14 protein-coding genes are annotated in these 15,383 nt (G+C 49.7%); 3 read left to right on the forward strand and 11 right to left on the reverse strand.

Annotation, left to right across the window (positions count from 1 at the left end):
• From PCH02S_RS32170 to PCH02S_RS32200, 7 genes are all read right to left on the reverse strand, one after another.
• Positions 1-284, reverse strand: a 284-nt coding sequence (locus tag PCH02S_RS32170; protein WP_127458193.1) for an SDR family NAD(P)-dependent oxidoreductase, incomplete at its 3' end; no start/stop codon positions are given.
• A 39-nt stretch (positions 285-323) separates the two neighbouring features.
• Positions 324-1,136: a hypothetical protein gene (locus tag PCH02S_RS32175; RefSeq protein ID WP_127458194.1), complete on the reverse strand. Its 813-nt coding sequence runs from the start codon at positions 1,134-1,136 to the stop codon at positions 324-326.
• Entirely contained in the window at positions 1,133-1,336 is a 204-nt protein-coding gene (locus PCH02S_RS32180) for a copper ion binding protein (RefSeq protein ID WP_127458195.1), read from the reverse strand. Before PCH02S_RS32180 ends, PCH02S_RS32175 begins: the two co-directional genes overlap by 4 nt.
• 35 nt (positions 1,337-1,371) lie before the next feature.
• Positions 1,372-1,701 carry a metal-sensitive transcriptional regulator gene (locus PCH02S_RS32185; protein ID WP_174806853.1) on the reverse strand — a complete coding sequence of 110 codons (330 nt, stop codon included), beginning with the start codon at positions 1,699-1,701 and terminating at the stop codon, positions 1,372-1,374.
• A gap of 86 nt (positions 1,702-1,787) precedes the next feature.
• Complete coding sequence (locus PCH02S_RS32190) at positions 1,788-4,031, reverse strand: heavy metal translocating P-type ATPase (RefSeq protein WP_127458196.1); 2,244 nt, start codon at positions 4,029-4,031, stop codon at positions 1,788-1,790.
• A 463-nt stretch (positions 4,032-4,494) separates the two neighbouring features.
• The gene (gene add, locus PCH02S_RS32195) at positions 4,495-5,547 is read right to left on the reverse strand and encodes an adenosine deaminase (RefSeq protein WP_127458197.1); all 1,053 of its coding nucleotides are present in this window, start codon (positions 5,545-5,547) and stop codon (positions 4,495-4,497) included.
• A gap of 325 nt (positions 5,548-5,872) precedes the next feature.
• Positions 5,873-6,565: a DNA alkylation repair protein gene (locus tag PCH02S_RS32200; protein WP_127458198.1), complete on the reverse strand. Its 693-nt coding sequence runs from the start codon at positions 6,563-6,565 to the stop codon at positions 5,873-5,875.
• Between the two features lie 121 nt (positions 6,566-6,686).
• On the opposite strand from PCH02S_RS32200, the gene PCH02S_RS32205 reads away from it, so the two are divergent.
• The 3 genes from PCH02S_RS32205 to PCH02S_RS32215 all read left to right on the forward strand — a co-directional run bounded on the left by PCH02S_RS32205 (position 6,687) and on the right by PCH02S_RS32215 (position 10,685).
• Complete coding sequence (locus PCH02S_RS32205; protein WP_127458199.1) at positions 6,687-7,484, forward strand: Cof-type HAD-IIB family hydrolase; 798 nt, start codon at positions 6,687-6,689, stop codon at positions 7,482-7,484.
• A gap of 645 nt (positions 7,485-8,129) precedes the next feature.
• On the forward strand, positions 8,130-9,746 hold the full coding sequence (locus tag PCH02S_RS32210) for a long-chain fatty acid--CoA ligase (RefSeq protein ID WP_127458200.1): 1,617 nt from the start codon (positions 8,130-8,132) through the stop codon (positions 9,744-9,746).
• A gap of 96 nt (positions 9,747-9,842) precedes the next feature.
• Positions 9,843-10,685 carry an SDR family oxidoreductase gene (locus tag PCH02S_RS32215; RefSeq protein WP_127458216.1) on the forward strand — a complete coding sequence of 281 codons (843 nt, stop codon included), beginning with the start codon at positions 9,843-9,845 and terminating at the stop codon, positions 10,683-10,685.
• 328 nt (positions 10,686-11,013) lie between these two features.
• On the opposite strand, the gene PCH02S_RS32220 is transcribed toward PCH02S_RS32215, so the two are convergent.
• From PCH02S_RS32220 to PCH02S_RS32235, 4 genes are all read right to left on the reverse strand, one after another.
• Positions 11,014-12,078 (reverse strand): Gfo/Idh/MocA family protein, encoded by a 1,065-nt coding sequence (locus PCH02S_RS32220; protein WP_127458201.1) that lies wholly within the window; start codon positions 12,076-12,078, stop codon positions 11,014-11,016.
• Positions 12,079-12,106: 28 nt separating this feature from the next.
• A complete protein-coding gene (locus PCH02S_RS32225; RefSeq protein WP_127458202.1) occupies positions 12,107-12,979 on the reverse strand; it encodes a carbohydrate ABC transporter permease in 873 nt (290 codons plus the stop codon).
• A 35-nt stretch (positions 12,980-13,014) separates the two neighbouring features.
• Complete coding sequence (locus PCH02S_RS32230; RefSeq protein WP_127458203.1) at positions 13,015-13,890, reverse strand: carbohydrate ABC transporter permease; 876 nt, start codon at positions 13,888-13,890, stop codon at positions 13,015-13,017.
• A 79-nt stretch (positions 13,891-13,969) separates the two neighbouring features.
• Positions 13,970-15,319, reverse strand: coding sequence for an extracellular solute-binding protein (locus tag PCH02S_RS32235; protein WP_127458204.1), 1,350 nt, complete (start codon positions 15,317-15,319; stop codon positions 13,970-13,972).
• Positions 15,320-15,383: the final 64 nt, after the last annotated feature.

The following is a 15,383-nucleotide window of genomic DNA, read 5'->3' on the forward strand; positions in this document are numbered from 1 at the left end:
ATGAACGTCATCGGCTCGAGCTGGCCCGCGTTGTTGATGAGCGTGATGGCATCCGCTCGATCAACCAGGCCAAGGATTCGCTCCATCAGCGAATCCAGGCCGTCGGTTTGCGCCAAGTCGTAAGCATGAAAGGTGTAGTCACCTTTCGTGCTTAGCGCCTCTTGGCGGAGGCTCTGGCTTTCGCTGCGCGACACGCAGTGGACCGCGGCGCCTTGGTGCAGGAGCTGCCTTGCCAGCTCAGCTCCGAGGCCTTTGGAACCTCCCGTGATGATATAGGCAGGCATGGTGACCGGCTCCTTTTTTATATAGAAGTAGGGAGTAAGTTAAGGGACTTTAACAACGAACGGGACGATGAACACCTTGCCGCCGCGCTGAAATTCTCCCCATATTTTGTACACGCCGCTTTTGGGGAACGTCGTCATAAACTGGGCTTCCGGACCCGTCGATTTCTCGTCCGTCGGATGAACATGCAGGTATTGATCCGCATTCGCGTCCAGAATAACTACGTGCCCCACAGCCCCTAGGTACGGCTGCAAATCCTTAATAGGCGCTTTTGAGGCTGCATCCTTAAAGGAATAGGTTAGATTAAGTTCCATTCCTGCCATTAGATGATCGATTTTTAGAGTAACTTCATTGCCATCTATGGTCTTCGTCCATGCATTCTCCGGTTCAATGGCCACTGGTGGTGCCGGGTCCCCTTGCACAGTCAAGGCGTAGCTTTTGACCGTTTTTTCTTTCCCGGTAGGCAGAAAGTCAGCAAAAAGCCTATATTCGCCACCAGAGGGGAACTGCGTCGATACCGTAAAAAGACCTTTTCCTTTGTACTCCGGATGCAGATGCTTGTAATAAGAAAGATCCTTGCTCACCGCGATAAGATGCATCTTTTTCTCATGATTCAGGTCAAAATCGTTTATCGGCTTTCCGTCACTATCTTGAATCTGAATCGTCAACATCGTATCTTCCTTCGCTTTCGCCTTCGCCTGCGGAGAAGCAACTTGGAATATCGCCTGAACCTGCTCAGTCGAGCTCCCCGCTTCATGGCCGCCGCCGTGTACCGAATGATCCGTAGTCTGCGACTTCCCGCACCCGCTTAACACAAGTGCCAGAGACAACACGATAAGACTCGTTATTCTCATTGCACTACGTCATAACCTTGCTCTTCGATTGCTTCTTTGATCGCTTCCACAGTCAGCTTGCTCTCGTCGTATTCCACTTCCACTAATTTACCCGCCAAGTTTACTTTCCCTTCAGCCCCAAGCTCTTTCATGGCTTTCTCAACGGTATTCACACAGTGATTACAAGACATACCTTCTACTTTTAAAATAATGCTGGACATTGCATTCACTCCTTCATTTAATTTAATTTTTTTGATTATTTCATGAGGGTATTCATCGTTTTGAGCAATTCATCGACAACATCCATGTCGCCTTCTTGAATACGTTCGACGACACAACTTTTGAGGTGGCCGGCTAACAGCAATTTCCCTACACCATTAAGCGCCGATTGAATCGCGGCTATTTGATGCAGAACGTCATCGCAATACGTATCTTTCTCGATCAAACCTTTGACCCCGCGAACTTGACCTTCAATGCGGTTCAACCGCTTCGTTAAATCCGCTTTGAGTTTATCGGAATGATGACTCTTCCGCTCGTGTCCATCCAGGCCACAGTGGTCTACTTCCGTGTCCATTTCCTTGTTCATTGGGCTCACTCCTTTGAGGGTTATTTACTACATATCATACCCCCATCCCGTATATTGTCAATCCTTTTGGAAGGCTCCTCGCTCGCTTAAAGTTTGACTCTCTGCAATCGAAGAGCATTCAGTACGACAGAAACGGAACTTAACGCCATAGCAGCTCCTGCTACCCAAGGCTCTAACAAGCCAAAAGCGGCGATTGGAATGCCAATCGTGTTGTAGCCGAGGGCCCAGAACAGATTTTGCTTAATATTGCGCATCGTCCGTCTGCTCATTTCAATGGCATCTGCAATGGAGTTCAAATCGCCGCGCATTAAGGTGACATCCGCCGCCTCCATGGCTACATCACTTCCCGTGCCCATCGCCATGCCAATATCGGCCATAGCTAAGGCTGGCGCATCGTTGATGCCATCGCCGACCATCGCGACGCGGAACCCCTGCTCTTGCAGCTTTTTCACCTCTGCCGCTTTCCCTTCCGGCAAAATCTCGGCTAGAACCTGCTTGATGCCAGCTTGCTCGGCTATCGCTTTTGCCGTACGCGCATTGTCGCCTGTAATCATGATGACTTTAATGCCCATTGCTTCCAAACGGGATACGGCTTCCTGCGATGTTTCTTTTATTGTATCCGCCACAGCAACGAATCCGGCGTACGCTCCGTCAAAGGCTACCAGCATCACGGTTTTTCCATCTTGCTCTAAACGTTCCATATCCTTAAGCAGCGTTTCGCCAATATCAACCCCCTTCTCGGTTAGCAGTCTCCTTGTACCGATGAGGACCTGGCTGCCCTCGACTTGAGCTTCCAGTCCAAAACCGGGGATGGCCTTAAAGCTAGTGGCTTCCGGCAAGGATGGCACGGACGGTAGTATGCCTTGGACGATCGCTTCAGCCAACGGATGTTCCGAGCTGCGCTCCGCCGCTCCGACGAAACGGAGGAAGGTGGTCTGGTCCACATGCGTCTGGATATCGGTAAGTTGTGGTTTCCCTTTGGTTACTGTACCCGTCTTATCCAAAACTACAACATCCAGATGATGAGCCGCTTCCAAATGCTCTCCGCCTTTGAACAAAATCCCTAATTCCGCTGCGCGTCCGGACCCTGCCATAATCGAGGTCGGCGTTGCCAATCCTAATGCGCAAGGGCAAGCGATGACGAGGATCGCGATCGTTTTTTCGAGTGCGCCAGCGAAGTTAGCCGGATCCAACCAGAAGTACCATAGAACAAAAGCGATAAGCGCAATACCCACGACAATCGGGACAAAAATTCCCGAAATGACGTCCGCCACACGCTGAATCGGCGCCTTCGATCCCTGTGCTTCTTCAACGACTTTGATGATTTGGGACAACACCGTGTCACGGCCAACCTTAGTCGCCTGCACCCGGAGAACCCCATTCTTATTCAGCGTTGCACCGATCACGGTATCGCCTTCGCGTTTCTCAATCGGCAGGCTTTCACCCGTCAGCATCGACTCATCGACCGAGGAATGGCCTTGCAAAACGGTGCCATCCACCGGAATCTTCTCACCCGGTTTCACGATGATGACATCCCCTGTAACTACCTCTTCCAGCGGGATGCTGACTTCTTGCCCGGCACGGATGACCAGGGCACTTTTGGCCTGCAGGCCCATAAGCGATTTAATGGCTTCCGAAGTGCGCCCTTTGGCGAGAACTTCGAACCATTTTCCGAGAATGACGAGTGTGATGAGGATGGCGCTTGTTTCGTAATACAGCTCAGGCGCATGGTGATGCTCGCTTTGGCCTGCCCATTGGAACGTCAGATACAAACTGTAAAAATACGCGGCTGATGTTCCCAGCGACACGAGCACATCCATGTTCGCGCTCTTATTGCTGAGCGCTTTGTAGGCACCAATATAGAATTGGCGTCCGATGAGGAACTGGACCGGTGTTGCCAGAACCAGCTGCACCCACGGATTCATGAACAGCTCCGGCACCCAAATCCATGATGTAAAGGAGAAATGGCCAACCATCGCCCATAACAATGGGAAAGAAAGTATGGCTGAAATCCACAGCTTACGCTTATGCTTCTGTATCTCTTTGGCGCGATGCTCGCCGGTTTCTGCCTGTTCTGTTTTGCGCGCTGCTTCGTATCCTAACTTGGCTACTCGCGCTTGCATATCCTCCGGTGTTACCTCCGAAGGCTGATAGGAAATTCGGGCTGTTTCCATAGCCAGATTGACGGAAGCTTGTGCGACACCGGGCATCTTGCTCAGCCCTTTTTCAATTCTGGTTGCGCATGCGGCGCAAGTCATTCCTGTAATATCGAAATCAACCGTTGCAGTTGCTCCGGTAGGTTGCTGCTGCCCTGCAGATTCGGTGCTCATAGGATTGTCACCTCACAGTGATTGGTATTTGTTTATATATGTATAGTATACCCCCCTACCCTATATTGTCAAGTGATTTGAGAAAATTGGGTAGCTTCCTATGGCAGGTTTCAAAAATTCATCAATAAAAAGCCTGACGGTCAGCGCCGTCAGGCTTTCGTGTTGGGCTACTCTCCAATACTCCATCACTCTACTTACATACTGCCAACTTTCACTGCTGGATATTCCCTAAATGCTTTACGAAAAGGAACTAGAAGTCCTCTATTTACAGGTAAATCAAGCTATCTTCTGTCTGAGGGGAACTACAGGCTCTTATTCAGCCAAAATGCTGTTGTTAGGGTGAAATCTGACAAAATAACGGATCATAGTTCCCTTCCAGATGAAAAAAGCGCAATTTCAGTAAAATAGAGTACTATAGTTCCCTCTGACAGAGCCTAGCAAGAGAAATGCGTGAGGAACCACATCAGCTCAGCAACCCCATCCCTAAACTGTTGATCTCCGCTTCCATCTCCCGCCGCAGCAACAGCTTATCGCTTTCGTCCATAAACGCGGCTTCCACCCCATTCATCACAAGCCTGACGAGTTCAGGCTCCGTAAAACCGAAGCGATCGGACAGCACGCGGTATTCATTCGTAATGTCCGTTCCAGAGACGCTCGGATTATCCGTATTGATGGTGACGAGGAGCCCTTGCTCCAAATATTCACGGATCGGGTAGGCTTCCCAGCCGGAAACAGCCTTTGTTTGGATGTTGCTGATCGGGCACATTTCGAGCGGGATGCGGCGGTCTTTGACCAGTTCGAGAATGTCGGTGTCCTCCTTCAGTCTGACACCGTGCCCAATGCGCACCGCACCGAGATTCGTTACCGCTTCGTACACATTCACTGCACCTGCCGCTTCTCCGGCATGGATCGTGACCGGAATGCCGAGTCGGCCTGATTCCGCAAAAACCTCCCGGAACCATTCCGGCGGATAGGACGCCTCATCTCCGGCTAAGTCAACGGCGACTACGCCTTTGCCCACAAACTTGGCTGCCGCTCGAATCACTTCCAAGTTGCTTTCGCAGGAATGATTTCTCATACAAATCGCAATGACGCCGGCTTTTACACCAAAATCACGTTGTCCGCGCTTCATCCCCTCAACCACATAATGAATCGTTTCTTCCACGGTCAAACCGTTATTGCGATGCAATTGCGGGGCAAAACGCACCTCCACGTATTTGCAGTTATGCTCTGCCGATTGCTGAGCAACCTCGTAAGCAATTCGTTCCAAAGCTTCACCCGATTGCATAAAACGAGTCGTAAAATCAAATTTACTCAAGTATTCAATAAGGCTGCCGCATTCGTCGCCAACACGCATATGGGGAATCAAGCCTTCTTTATTGTACACGGGAAGATCAATGCCTTGATCCAGGGCGATCTCCAGAATTGTTTCCGGCTTCACACTCCCATCCAAGTGCAAATGAAGATCAACTTTGGGCAGTCGCGTTAGCCAATCATGCGTCCGATTGTATGCCATCTTCCATCATTCCCTTCTTAATTATGAGTTAGAGCAAGCACTCACGGCTGTATGCCGCTACAAAGAATTTTATTAACTTTAAAACAATGTGACTTATATGTCAATATATATAACACAATTTTATCTTTACAATATATGTGTTATATTTTATAACGCAACTGTGACTTGACTTCTATTTTTCTAAAAAGCAGTATTGTAAAGAAAGTTAGCCAAAAGGGCTGTCCCAAAGTAGCTTACGCCGCTTTTGAATCAGCCCCTTCCCTTACAAGATCATGGCGTGGTAAAAAAGTTTCGTTCCTTTGGATTCCTCCAAATATCAACTAGTCTATCGCACTTTCTCTTCCTTCTGCTGAATGACCTTCAATGCTTCCCGCACACTAAGCGGCGAAAGCTCGGTCTCAGCGACAAAAGCCTGCACAGCCGCAGCGTCCGTCTTCGAGTATTCACGCAGCGCCCAGCCGATGGCCTTCCGGATAAAAAACTCCTTCGAATCCGCCATACGCCGAATACAGCTGAAAAGTAGCTGCACGTCTGTGCGCTGTTTATACTTAAGTTGGAACAAAATCGCTGTCCGCTGCAGCCACATATTGCTTGATGAAAGCCATTTTTCGACATAGACCGGGATAAGTTCCGGATACTTCTGTAAGTGAACACCAATTAAATGGTCAGCAATCGGATCAACGGTGTCCCACCAGGAATTCGTTACAACCATGCGTTCGAGCAAATCAATATGCTCTTTATCCGCATTTTTGCGAAGCTGAGTGAGCAGCTGCAGCGCGGTGTAATGGAATTCCCTCTCCGGCAATGCCCAAAGCTCCTCGGCCACTTTTACGCCCTCTGCTCCTTTGGGATAGCCTTGCTCCTTCCAAAATGCTTTCGTCAAAGCCACGCGCTGCGGGTTGCGAATACCGAGGAAAGGAAATTGGTCGCGCATATAAGCGGACATTCCGGCTGCATCAACCTCACTGCTGTGCGCTCTCAGCAAGGCCTCCAGCTTGTCCGTGTAAAGTGATGCCATCGTTAACGCGCCTCCTTGTAAACTGCAAAGCTCTCGCTTTATTCTAGCAATTCCGCTTTGATTCGGGTATGCTTAAAGCAGAATTTTTATATAGACTACCTATCGGAACGGAGAGGAACACATGACTTACAAGTTAGTAGCATCGGATTTGGACGATACGCTTTTGCGTGATGATTTGACGATTTCCCAGGAAACGATTGACGCTATGCATCAAGCCGTTGCTCAAGGTGTGACGGTAACGATTGCGACAGGCAGAAGCTTCCCATCCGCAGCCAAAATCGCGAACCAAATCGGGCTTAACGTACCGATCATTACTTATCAAGGTGCTTCGATCAAAAATCTCCTCGACGAGGAAGTCCTGTATGAGCGTATGGTGCCGGTGGAAAGCGCCCGCTTCCTGCTCGACTATTGCGAAAAGAGAAATCTCCATCTTCAGCTTTACCATGGCGACCAGCTTTATGCGGGTGAAGATAACGATAAAATTAAAAATTACGTGCGCCTGTCCAAAACGCCTTATATCATCGGTGATCTTCGCCAATGGATCGACATTCCGCAGCCTAAAATGCTGATCGTGGATAAACCGGAAGTTTGCGACCAACTCCGCGAGGAGCTGCTTCCTTTGCTCGGCGATCAATTGCACATTACGAAGTCGAAGCCGCACTATTTGGAATTCATGCACAAAGAAGGCACCAAAGGCCACGCCATCGCCTTCCTGGCGAACCATATCGGCTGTACGCTGGATGAGGTCATTGCCCTCGGCGATGCGTGGAACGATCGCGAAATGCTGGAAGTTGCGGGGCTTGGCGTCGCAATGGACAATGCTTTGCCGGAGCTTAAGGAGCTCGCGAATTATGTGACGAAAAGCAATAATGAAGACGGCGTCAGACACGTTATTGAGAAGTTTATTTTGAATGCGTAAGCTGCTTTAAATACCAGCAGGAAATACAAGATTTACGTAAAAAAGAGCCCCTAGTCGAGGGTCTCTTTTATTTTTTATATTTCTCTACAATGCTAAGCATGTGTAAGAAGGTGATTTTGAGTTTTTGCTGAACTTCCTGCCTTTAGATTTGCACTTAGAACAACTTCCGGAAAATTCATGTGCAACGAGCCTACATCACTTAGAAATAACAGATTTGTTAAGCTAGCCAAGAAGTACAAATCTCCTGTCACGGAGATATTTCCAAACATCAAGGTCCAGTGCAGCGGATGTATTTGAAAGTGTAGTTCCGGAGTACAACTCTTTCTCTATGTCTTCGATAGAACCATACCGTTCCTGGTATGCTTGAATCTTTTTTTCAATAAATTCAATTTCACTTTCCTGCTCTTCTTCCTCTGCACGACGCATCCGCTCTTTAAATTCAAGGGCAATTTGATAAACAGCTTTAGTTTCACCGTTTGGACATTCTAATATCGTTTTGCCGGTTATTTCAACATGTTTTCCGGGTTCAGGGCAAAGGGGGAAAAGTCAATTCTTTTACTCCCATAAGCCCTATTTCGGACATATCCTGTCCCTCCTCCCTATATATTTACTATAGAAATAGCCAATCCCCGGAGGTGCTTCCATTTGGACAATTACCCATTAACGCTGCGCTCACTCTTCGAACGCTCCCAAACCTTATTCCCAAAAAAAGAGGTTGTTTCCCGAACTAGTACCGGCATTCACCGTTATACGTATGCTGATTTCGGCAGACGTTCGAAGAGATTGTCCAGCTCGCTGCAAGCGTTAGGGGTAAAGCCCGGGGATCGCATTGCTACTTTTGCCTGGAATCATCATTGGCATTTGGAGGCTTATTTCGCCATCCCCTGCATGGAAGCTGTCCTCCATACGGTGAATATTCGTCTCCCCGCCGATCATATCGCCTACATTCTCAATCACGCGGAAGATCGTTTCCTCTTCGTAGATGAGACCTTGCTGCCCATTATAGAAAAAATCCAGGATCAACTGACGACCATCGAAGGCTACATCATCATGACGGATAAAAAGGAACTGCCGCCTACTTTTTTACAGCCTGTCTACGGGTATGAGAACATGATAGAGAGCGGTGATCCGCTTTACACATATCCTGAATATATAAATGAAAGCGCTCCCGCAGGGATGTGCTATACATCGGCCACAACGGGAAATCCCAAAGGTGTCATGTACTCTCACCGTGGGATCTATCTGCACTCGTTATCCATTGGGTTAGCGGATACGCTAGCTCTTTCGGAACGCGACGCTGTGCTGCCTATCGTCCCGATGTTTCACGTTAACGCCTGGGGGCTCCCCTTCGCCTCCGTCTGGTTCGGCAGCAAGCAGGTGCTTCCCGGACCGGCCCCTACGCCGGATATTCTGCTCCGCTTGATCGCGGACGAAAAGGTCACCATCGCAGCTGGCGTACCCACGGTTTGGACAGCTGCTCTTCAAGCGCAAGAGGCGCTGCAGCTGGATTTATCCTCATTGCGCGCCGTCGTCTGCGGCGGATCTGCTGCCCCGCGCAGCCTCATTGAGAGCTACGAGCAGCGGCTGAATGTTCCGTTCTATCATGCTTACGGCATGACGGAAACATGTCCGCTCGTTACCGTCGCCCGCCTAAAAAGCTATCAAGAAGAAGCTTCGCTTGACGAGCAGTACGATACCCGGGCCACGCAAGGACTGCTGGTGCCTGGACTTGATATGAAAATCGTCGGAATGCGCGGCGAGGTGGCTTGGGACGGTAAGGAGATGGGGGAAATTTGGCTGCGAGGGCCCTGGGTAGCGACCGAATACTACAAAGACGCCCGAACTGCTGAGGGCTTCCAAGACGGCTGGTTTCATAGCGGAGATATCGCGGTCATTGATCCTGAAGGTTTCGTGAAACTGGTCGATCGAGCCAAGGATTTGGTCAAAAGCGGCGGAGAATGGATTTCCTCTCTCGACTTGGAAAATGCGTTGATGGCGCACCCGAATGTGTATGAAGCCTGCGTGATCGGCGTGCCTCATCCTAAATGGGGTGAGCGGCCGCTCGCTTGCGTCGTCCTCAAAGATGCTGCCTTGCAAGCGGGGGATAAAAAGGGATTGCTCACGTTCATTGAAGACAAATTTGCCAAGTGGTGGATTCCGGACGATGTGGTTTTCCTGCACGAAATCCCCCGTTCCTCGGTTGGAAAATTCATGAAACGCGAGCTTCGCGAGCAATATCAAACCTATTTTACAGGAGACTGAACTCGTTCAGCGGTTCTGGCGAGCTGGATCGAGCAATTCGAAGCTGCTTCTGCTCATTAGGGATGCGGCAATTTCAAGATGAGGGGCAGGATGGATATGTTCGATGCATCTTTATTAAAGGATAAAGTCATTCTCATCACAGGTGGGGGTACAGGTCTTGGCCGTGCTATGGGAGAGCGTTTCCTGGAGCTGGGGGCGCAGCTTGCCATTACTAGCCGACGCGAGGAAGTATTGGCGAAGGCCGCTTCCGAGATGGACGGTAATGTGTTCTATAAAAGCTGTGATGTGCGCGATCCGCAGCAAATCGCGGAGATGGTCTCGGCCGTGGAACAACATTATGGCCGGATCGATGTTCTCATCAACAATGCGGCTGGAAATTTTGCCAGCCCGACTGAAAATTTATCTTCGCGCGCGGTGGACGCGGTGCTGAATATTGTCCTTCACGGCACGTTTTACACGACGCTGGAAGTGGGGAAACGATGGATCGAGCAAGGCACCGGCGGGACGATGCTGAACATCGTCACCTCGTATGCCTCCACGGGCTCGGCCTTCGTTGTGCCGTCGGCGGCCGCCAAGGCCGGCGTGCTCGCTTTGACGCGCTCGCTTGCCGTCGAGTGGGCGCGCCACGGCATCCGGCAAGTCGCGATCGCGCCGGGGCTGTTCCCCACCGACGGCGCGTGGAGCCGGCTGGCTCCGACGCCTGAGCTGTCGGAGAAGCTGCTGAACCGCGTGCCGCTGCGGCGGGTTGGGGAAAAAGATGAGCTGGCGAACCTCGCCGCTTATCTGATTTCGGACTACGCCGGGTACATCAACGGCGAAGTCGTCACGATCGACGGCGGCGAATGGCTGCAGGGCGCCGGGCAGTTCAATGACCTGCTCGAGGTGACCGACGAGGAGTGGATTAACCTTGCGGATATTACGCGCAAGGGGAAATCGTAGCGGTTCCCACCCAGCTATAGGTCACCCAGTCGAATAGATGGAAATCCTACCGTTATTCTGCCCTGCTCTGTCGTAGGGAATGGAATAACAGTAGAAGCTCCAACTAAATCGTCGGAAGTTGCCTAAAATATGGTAAATCAGGCTGGTATAAATTCCAGTTATTCTACCCAAAAGCAGGTTAATTGAGAAAATTAGCAGGAGTAATCGGCGTTAATTACACGTAGCACCTCCGAGCGTACGCTGAAAAGCCCCGAACCTGTATGGTCTGGGGCTTGAAAGTTATCCACAATGGACCTGAAATCCAGGAACTGACACGCACCAGACGTGCTTAGCCAAACTGAATCTCAATCCCCTTTTCACTCGACTCATAAACCGCGCACAAGATTTTAGTCAATTCCACACCGTCTTGGACCGGTGAAATCAGCTCCTGGCGCCCCAGACAAGCTTGAACGAAATGGTCAATTTCGTTGCGGAAGCCGTCCATGAACTCGAACGAAGGATGATCGATCTGCGGCGTCACGTTGATGATCGTGTCATGCTTCTCGCTCACGATGCAGAAATCCGCTTCGATCTCGGCACCGCCTCGATCACCAAATATTTTCACAGCGAATTCATTTTTCATCTTCGCATGCAAGGTGAAAGAAACGTCGACCATGAGCGACGCACCGTTCTCAAACCGGATAAGCGCGTTCGCCATGTCTTCCACCGTATTCTGGGAGGCATCATAATCCGCTGCCTTATAGAAGCTCAAGTTCTTAATGTTCGAGCGGTTGCCCAGCTTCTTGTAGGTGTTCCCGCTGACCGATTTCACCTTCGGCCGTCCCATCAAGTACCAGCACAAGTCGATGACATGAATGCCGATGTCAAAAAGCGGCCCCCCGCCGGCGCGTTCCTTGTCGGCGAACCAACCGCCGGGATTGCCCAACCGGCGCAAGTACGAAGCCTTGGCGTAGTAAATCTCGCCAACCTCGCCAGCATCCAAGAAGCGGCGCAGCACCTGCGCATTCGTGCCAAAGCGGCGGACGAAGCCGACCATCAGCAGCTTGCCGCTGCGGCGAGCCGCCTCCTCGACGCGCAAGGCTTCTTCAACAGTCGTGCAGAGCGGTTTCTCGCATAACACGTGTTTGCCTGCCTCCAATGCGGCGATGCTTAAAGCGCCATGCGTATTGTTCCACGTGCAGATGCTCACAGCTTCCACCTGCGGGTCAGCCAGCATTTCGCGGTAGTCGGTAAAAGCAACCTGCGCACCATATTTCTGGACAGCCGCGCGCGCCCGCTCCTCGTTCATATCGACGATACCGTAAAGTTCCACTTCAGGATGTTCCATATATGAGGTCAAATGTGCATCGGAGATGGAGCCGGCACCGATCACCGCTACTTTTAATTTCGTCATGATGTCCTCCCTAAGATGATGAATGGCATTAACCTTTTACAGCACCAGCCGTCATACCCTTCATAATTTGCTCTTGGAACAGCAGGAACACGACAATTGTCGGCAGTACAGCAATGGCAAGCGCAGCCATCGTCAGCTCGTAATCGGTCATATAACCTGTAGCAAAAGCGGACAAGCTCAGCGGAACCGTCTTCAACGCAGGCTTGCTGATAAACACGAGAGCAAACGCAAAGTCATTCCAAAACCGCAAAAACCCTAAGATCGCAACCGTCGAAAGCGCCGGTAAGCTAAGTGGAAGCATCATGCGGAAGAAAATCCCCCAATAGCCTGTGCCGTCGATCAAAGCGGCTTCCTCAATTTCTTTGGGAATGGTGACTAAATAAGCCGCAACAACGAAAATCGCAAGCGGCAGTTCAAAAGCCGCATAAGGTAGAATAAGTGCGCCATACGTATTCAAAAGGCCTACTTTTTTCATGATAATAAATAATGGAACTAGTGTACTATGAATCGGAATGAGCATCCCGAGCAGGAATAATCCCATGAAAAACGGCTTTAATTTGAACTCAAACCGCGATAAGACAAAGGCTGCCAGAGCCCCCAACACTAACGTCAGCACGAGAGAAGCAATCGTGACAACCGTGGAATTCCAAAGCGATAGCCCCATCCCGGACACTTTCCAGGCCCGGACGATGTTGTCCCATTTCCAAGTTAGCGGCATTAAAAAAGGCCGTGAATAAAACTCTTCATTGGACTTCAAAGCACTCATAAACAACCAAATGAGCGGGTATAACGTGACTAACGCGTACAAACTAAGCAAAATATTAACGACGCCTCGCGTCCAAACTTTCCGTCGCTTACCTCCAGCGGGAAAACCCGTCTGCATCGATACAACCTGCTCCATAGATGTCCCTCCTGAGAGAACTCTCTTCCTTTATTTTAACGATAATCCCGTTTCATCAAACGTTGGCTGCCTACAATCAAAATCAAACTTAGAATAATAATGGCTGTGGAAATCGCGCTTCCGAAGCCGAAACGATACACATTGAAGGTGCTGTTATACATGTAAGAAGCCAGCAGTTCGGTTGAATGCGCCGGACCTCCGCCTGTCATGACGTAGATCAGATCGAATGCCTTCAAACTTCCCGAGATACACAGGACGACAGCCACTTTAACGGTATCCCAGATCATGGGCAGCGTGACGGCAAACAATTTGCGAACCGGTCCCACCCCATCAAGCTGCGCCGCATCTTCAATTTCTGGCGAAATATTTTGTAAAGCGGCAATAAACATAATCATATAAGGTCCAATATAATTCCAGATGATCGGCACCATAAGTGCGTACATCGATACTTTCGGATCGGAAAGCCAAGCTTTCTTCCAGCCGTCCAGGCCGACGCCATCGAGCAAGAAGTTCAAAATACCGATTTGCGGGTGATAAATGTAACCCCAGATAATCCCTACAACAACCGAGGAGAGCACCATAGGCATAAAAACGGAAGCACGAATGACACGTTGGAAAAACGTACTCTTCATAAGCAAAAGCGCTAAAATCAATGCAATCGGCACTTGACCGAACACGGACGCTGCAACGATAAGCATATTGTTTTTGAACGACTTCCAGAAAATTGGATCTTGGAACACTTCTACATAGTTGTCTAATCCGATAAACTTGGCCGCTCCGATCCCTTTCCAATCGAAAAAGCCATAGTAAGCTGACCAGAAAATCGGTACGATGACAAAAAACAGATAGAGCACTAAGGCTGGAAGAAGCCCTATAGTTATGAATCCTCTGATTCTTGCGGATACGGTCATGACTTCATTTCCCCCCTTGCTAACTTTTTTTTGAAAAAAGGGCTCCAGCCGAACCTGGCTGGAGTCCTATGGCCATACGTTATTTGCCGACGGCTTTCGCCTGCGCGTCTTGAATTTTCTTGGCGATATCCTCTGGCTTGCCGCCCATGAGGAGCTCTTGAAGACCATTGTTCACGACATCAGCGCTAGCGGAGCTAAGCTTGCCGTCGTATACAGGAGTTTTCTTAACCGTATTCATCATTTTGTACACTTCTGCGAACAAGGAGGATACTTTTGTCGTATCCAGATCTACTTTGTAGGACACAAGCTGATTGCTTTCCAAAATAGCTTTCTGTGCTTCTGGACCAGACAACGCGTAGATCAACTCATAAGCAGCTGCTTTTTGTGCGCCGGTAACTTTCTTGCTCATTCCAAGACCTGTACCTACAACACCGGAAAGTGAGTTTGGATCCCCTTTACCGTTAGGAACAGATGGCAGTACCGTTACAGCCATGTTAGCCAAAGCCTCTTTGGATGTATTCGCTGCCAGGTTCGGAAGCGCCCAACCGCCGTCGATCATCATAGCGGCTTTACCTTGTGCAAACATTTGTTCCATTTGTGTATTATCGATGGAGTTGAAACCATCTTGGAACGCGCCTGCTTTACCAAGCTGCTGGAGATACGTTAGCGATTGCACGAATTCCGGATCCGTGAACTTCGCTCCGTTCTGATCTACCGCTTTCAAGAACCATTCCGTTCCTGTCACGCGGTCAGCGAGCGAGCTAAGGATACTGGATTGCGCTACCCATGCCGCTTTGTTACCTAGTGCGATTGGCGTTACGTTGTTCTTTTTGAACGTGTCCACCAGCTTCATGAGATCATCCCAAGTTTTTGGCGGCTGAACATTATATTTATTAAAGATTTCTTTGTTGTAGTAAAGGATGGACGTTGGGGACAAGGCCATTGGCGCAGCATACGTTTTGCCGCTGATTGTGAAATCATCGAATGATCCTGGCATAAAGCCATTTTTCCACTCGGTTTTGCTGTCAAGCAGCTCGTTGATCGGCTGAATCAAGTCACCACCGACGAACTCCTTCGTCATAACACCAGGCCACATAACGAATAAATCCGGCATTTCATTTGCTGCAGCAACCGTTTTAAGACGCGGACGGTAGCCATCGGGTGGAATCCCCTGAATATCCAACTCCACGTTCGGGTGGTCTTTCTTGAATTTCTCCATATATTCACGCATCAATTTGGCGCGAAGATCTTCACCTGTATAGTTGTGCCAAATCGATAGTTTAACTTTCTCACCAGACTTAGCTGCTGCTTCTGTCGACTTAGGTGCTGCGCTATCTTTGGCTGTATCTGTTGTGCCACCAGCACCGCAACCAGCTAACAGCGCTAATGACATTGTGGCCGCCAATGTAACGATAAATGACTTCTTCATTCGTTGGACCCCCTAAAAGTTTCGTAAAAACCTAATCTGTAGCTCTCTTGTTACAACTTTAGTA

Origin of the sequence: Paenibacillus chondroitinus NBRC 15376 (genome assembly GCF_004000765.1) — a bacterium.
Lineage (GTDB): Bacteria > Bacillota > Bacilli > Paenibacillales > NBRC-103111 > Paenibacillus_E > Paenibacillus_E chondroitinus.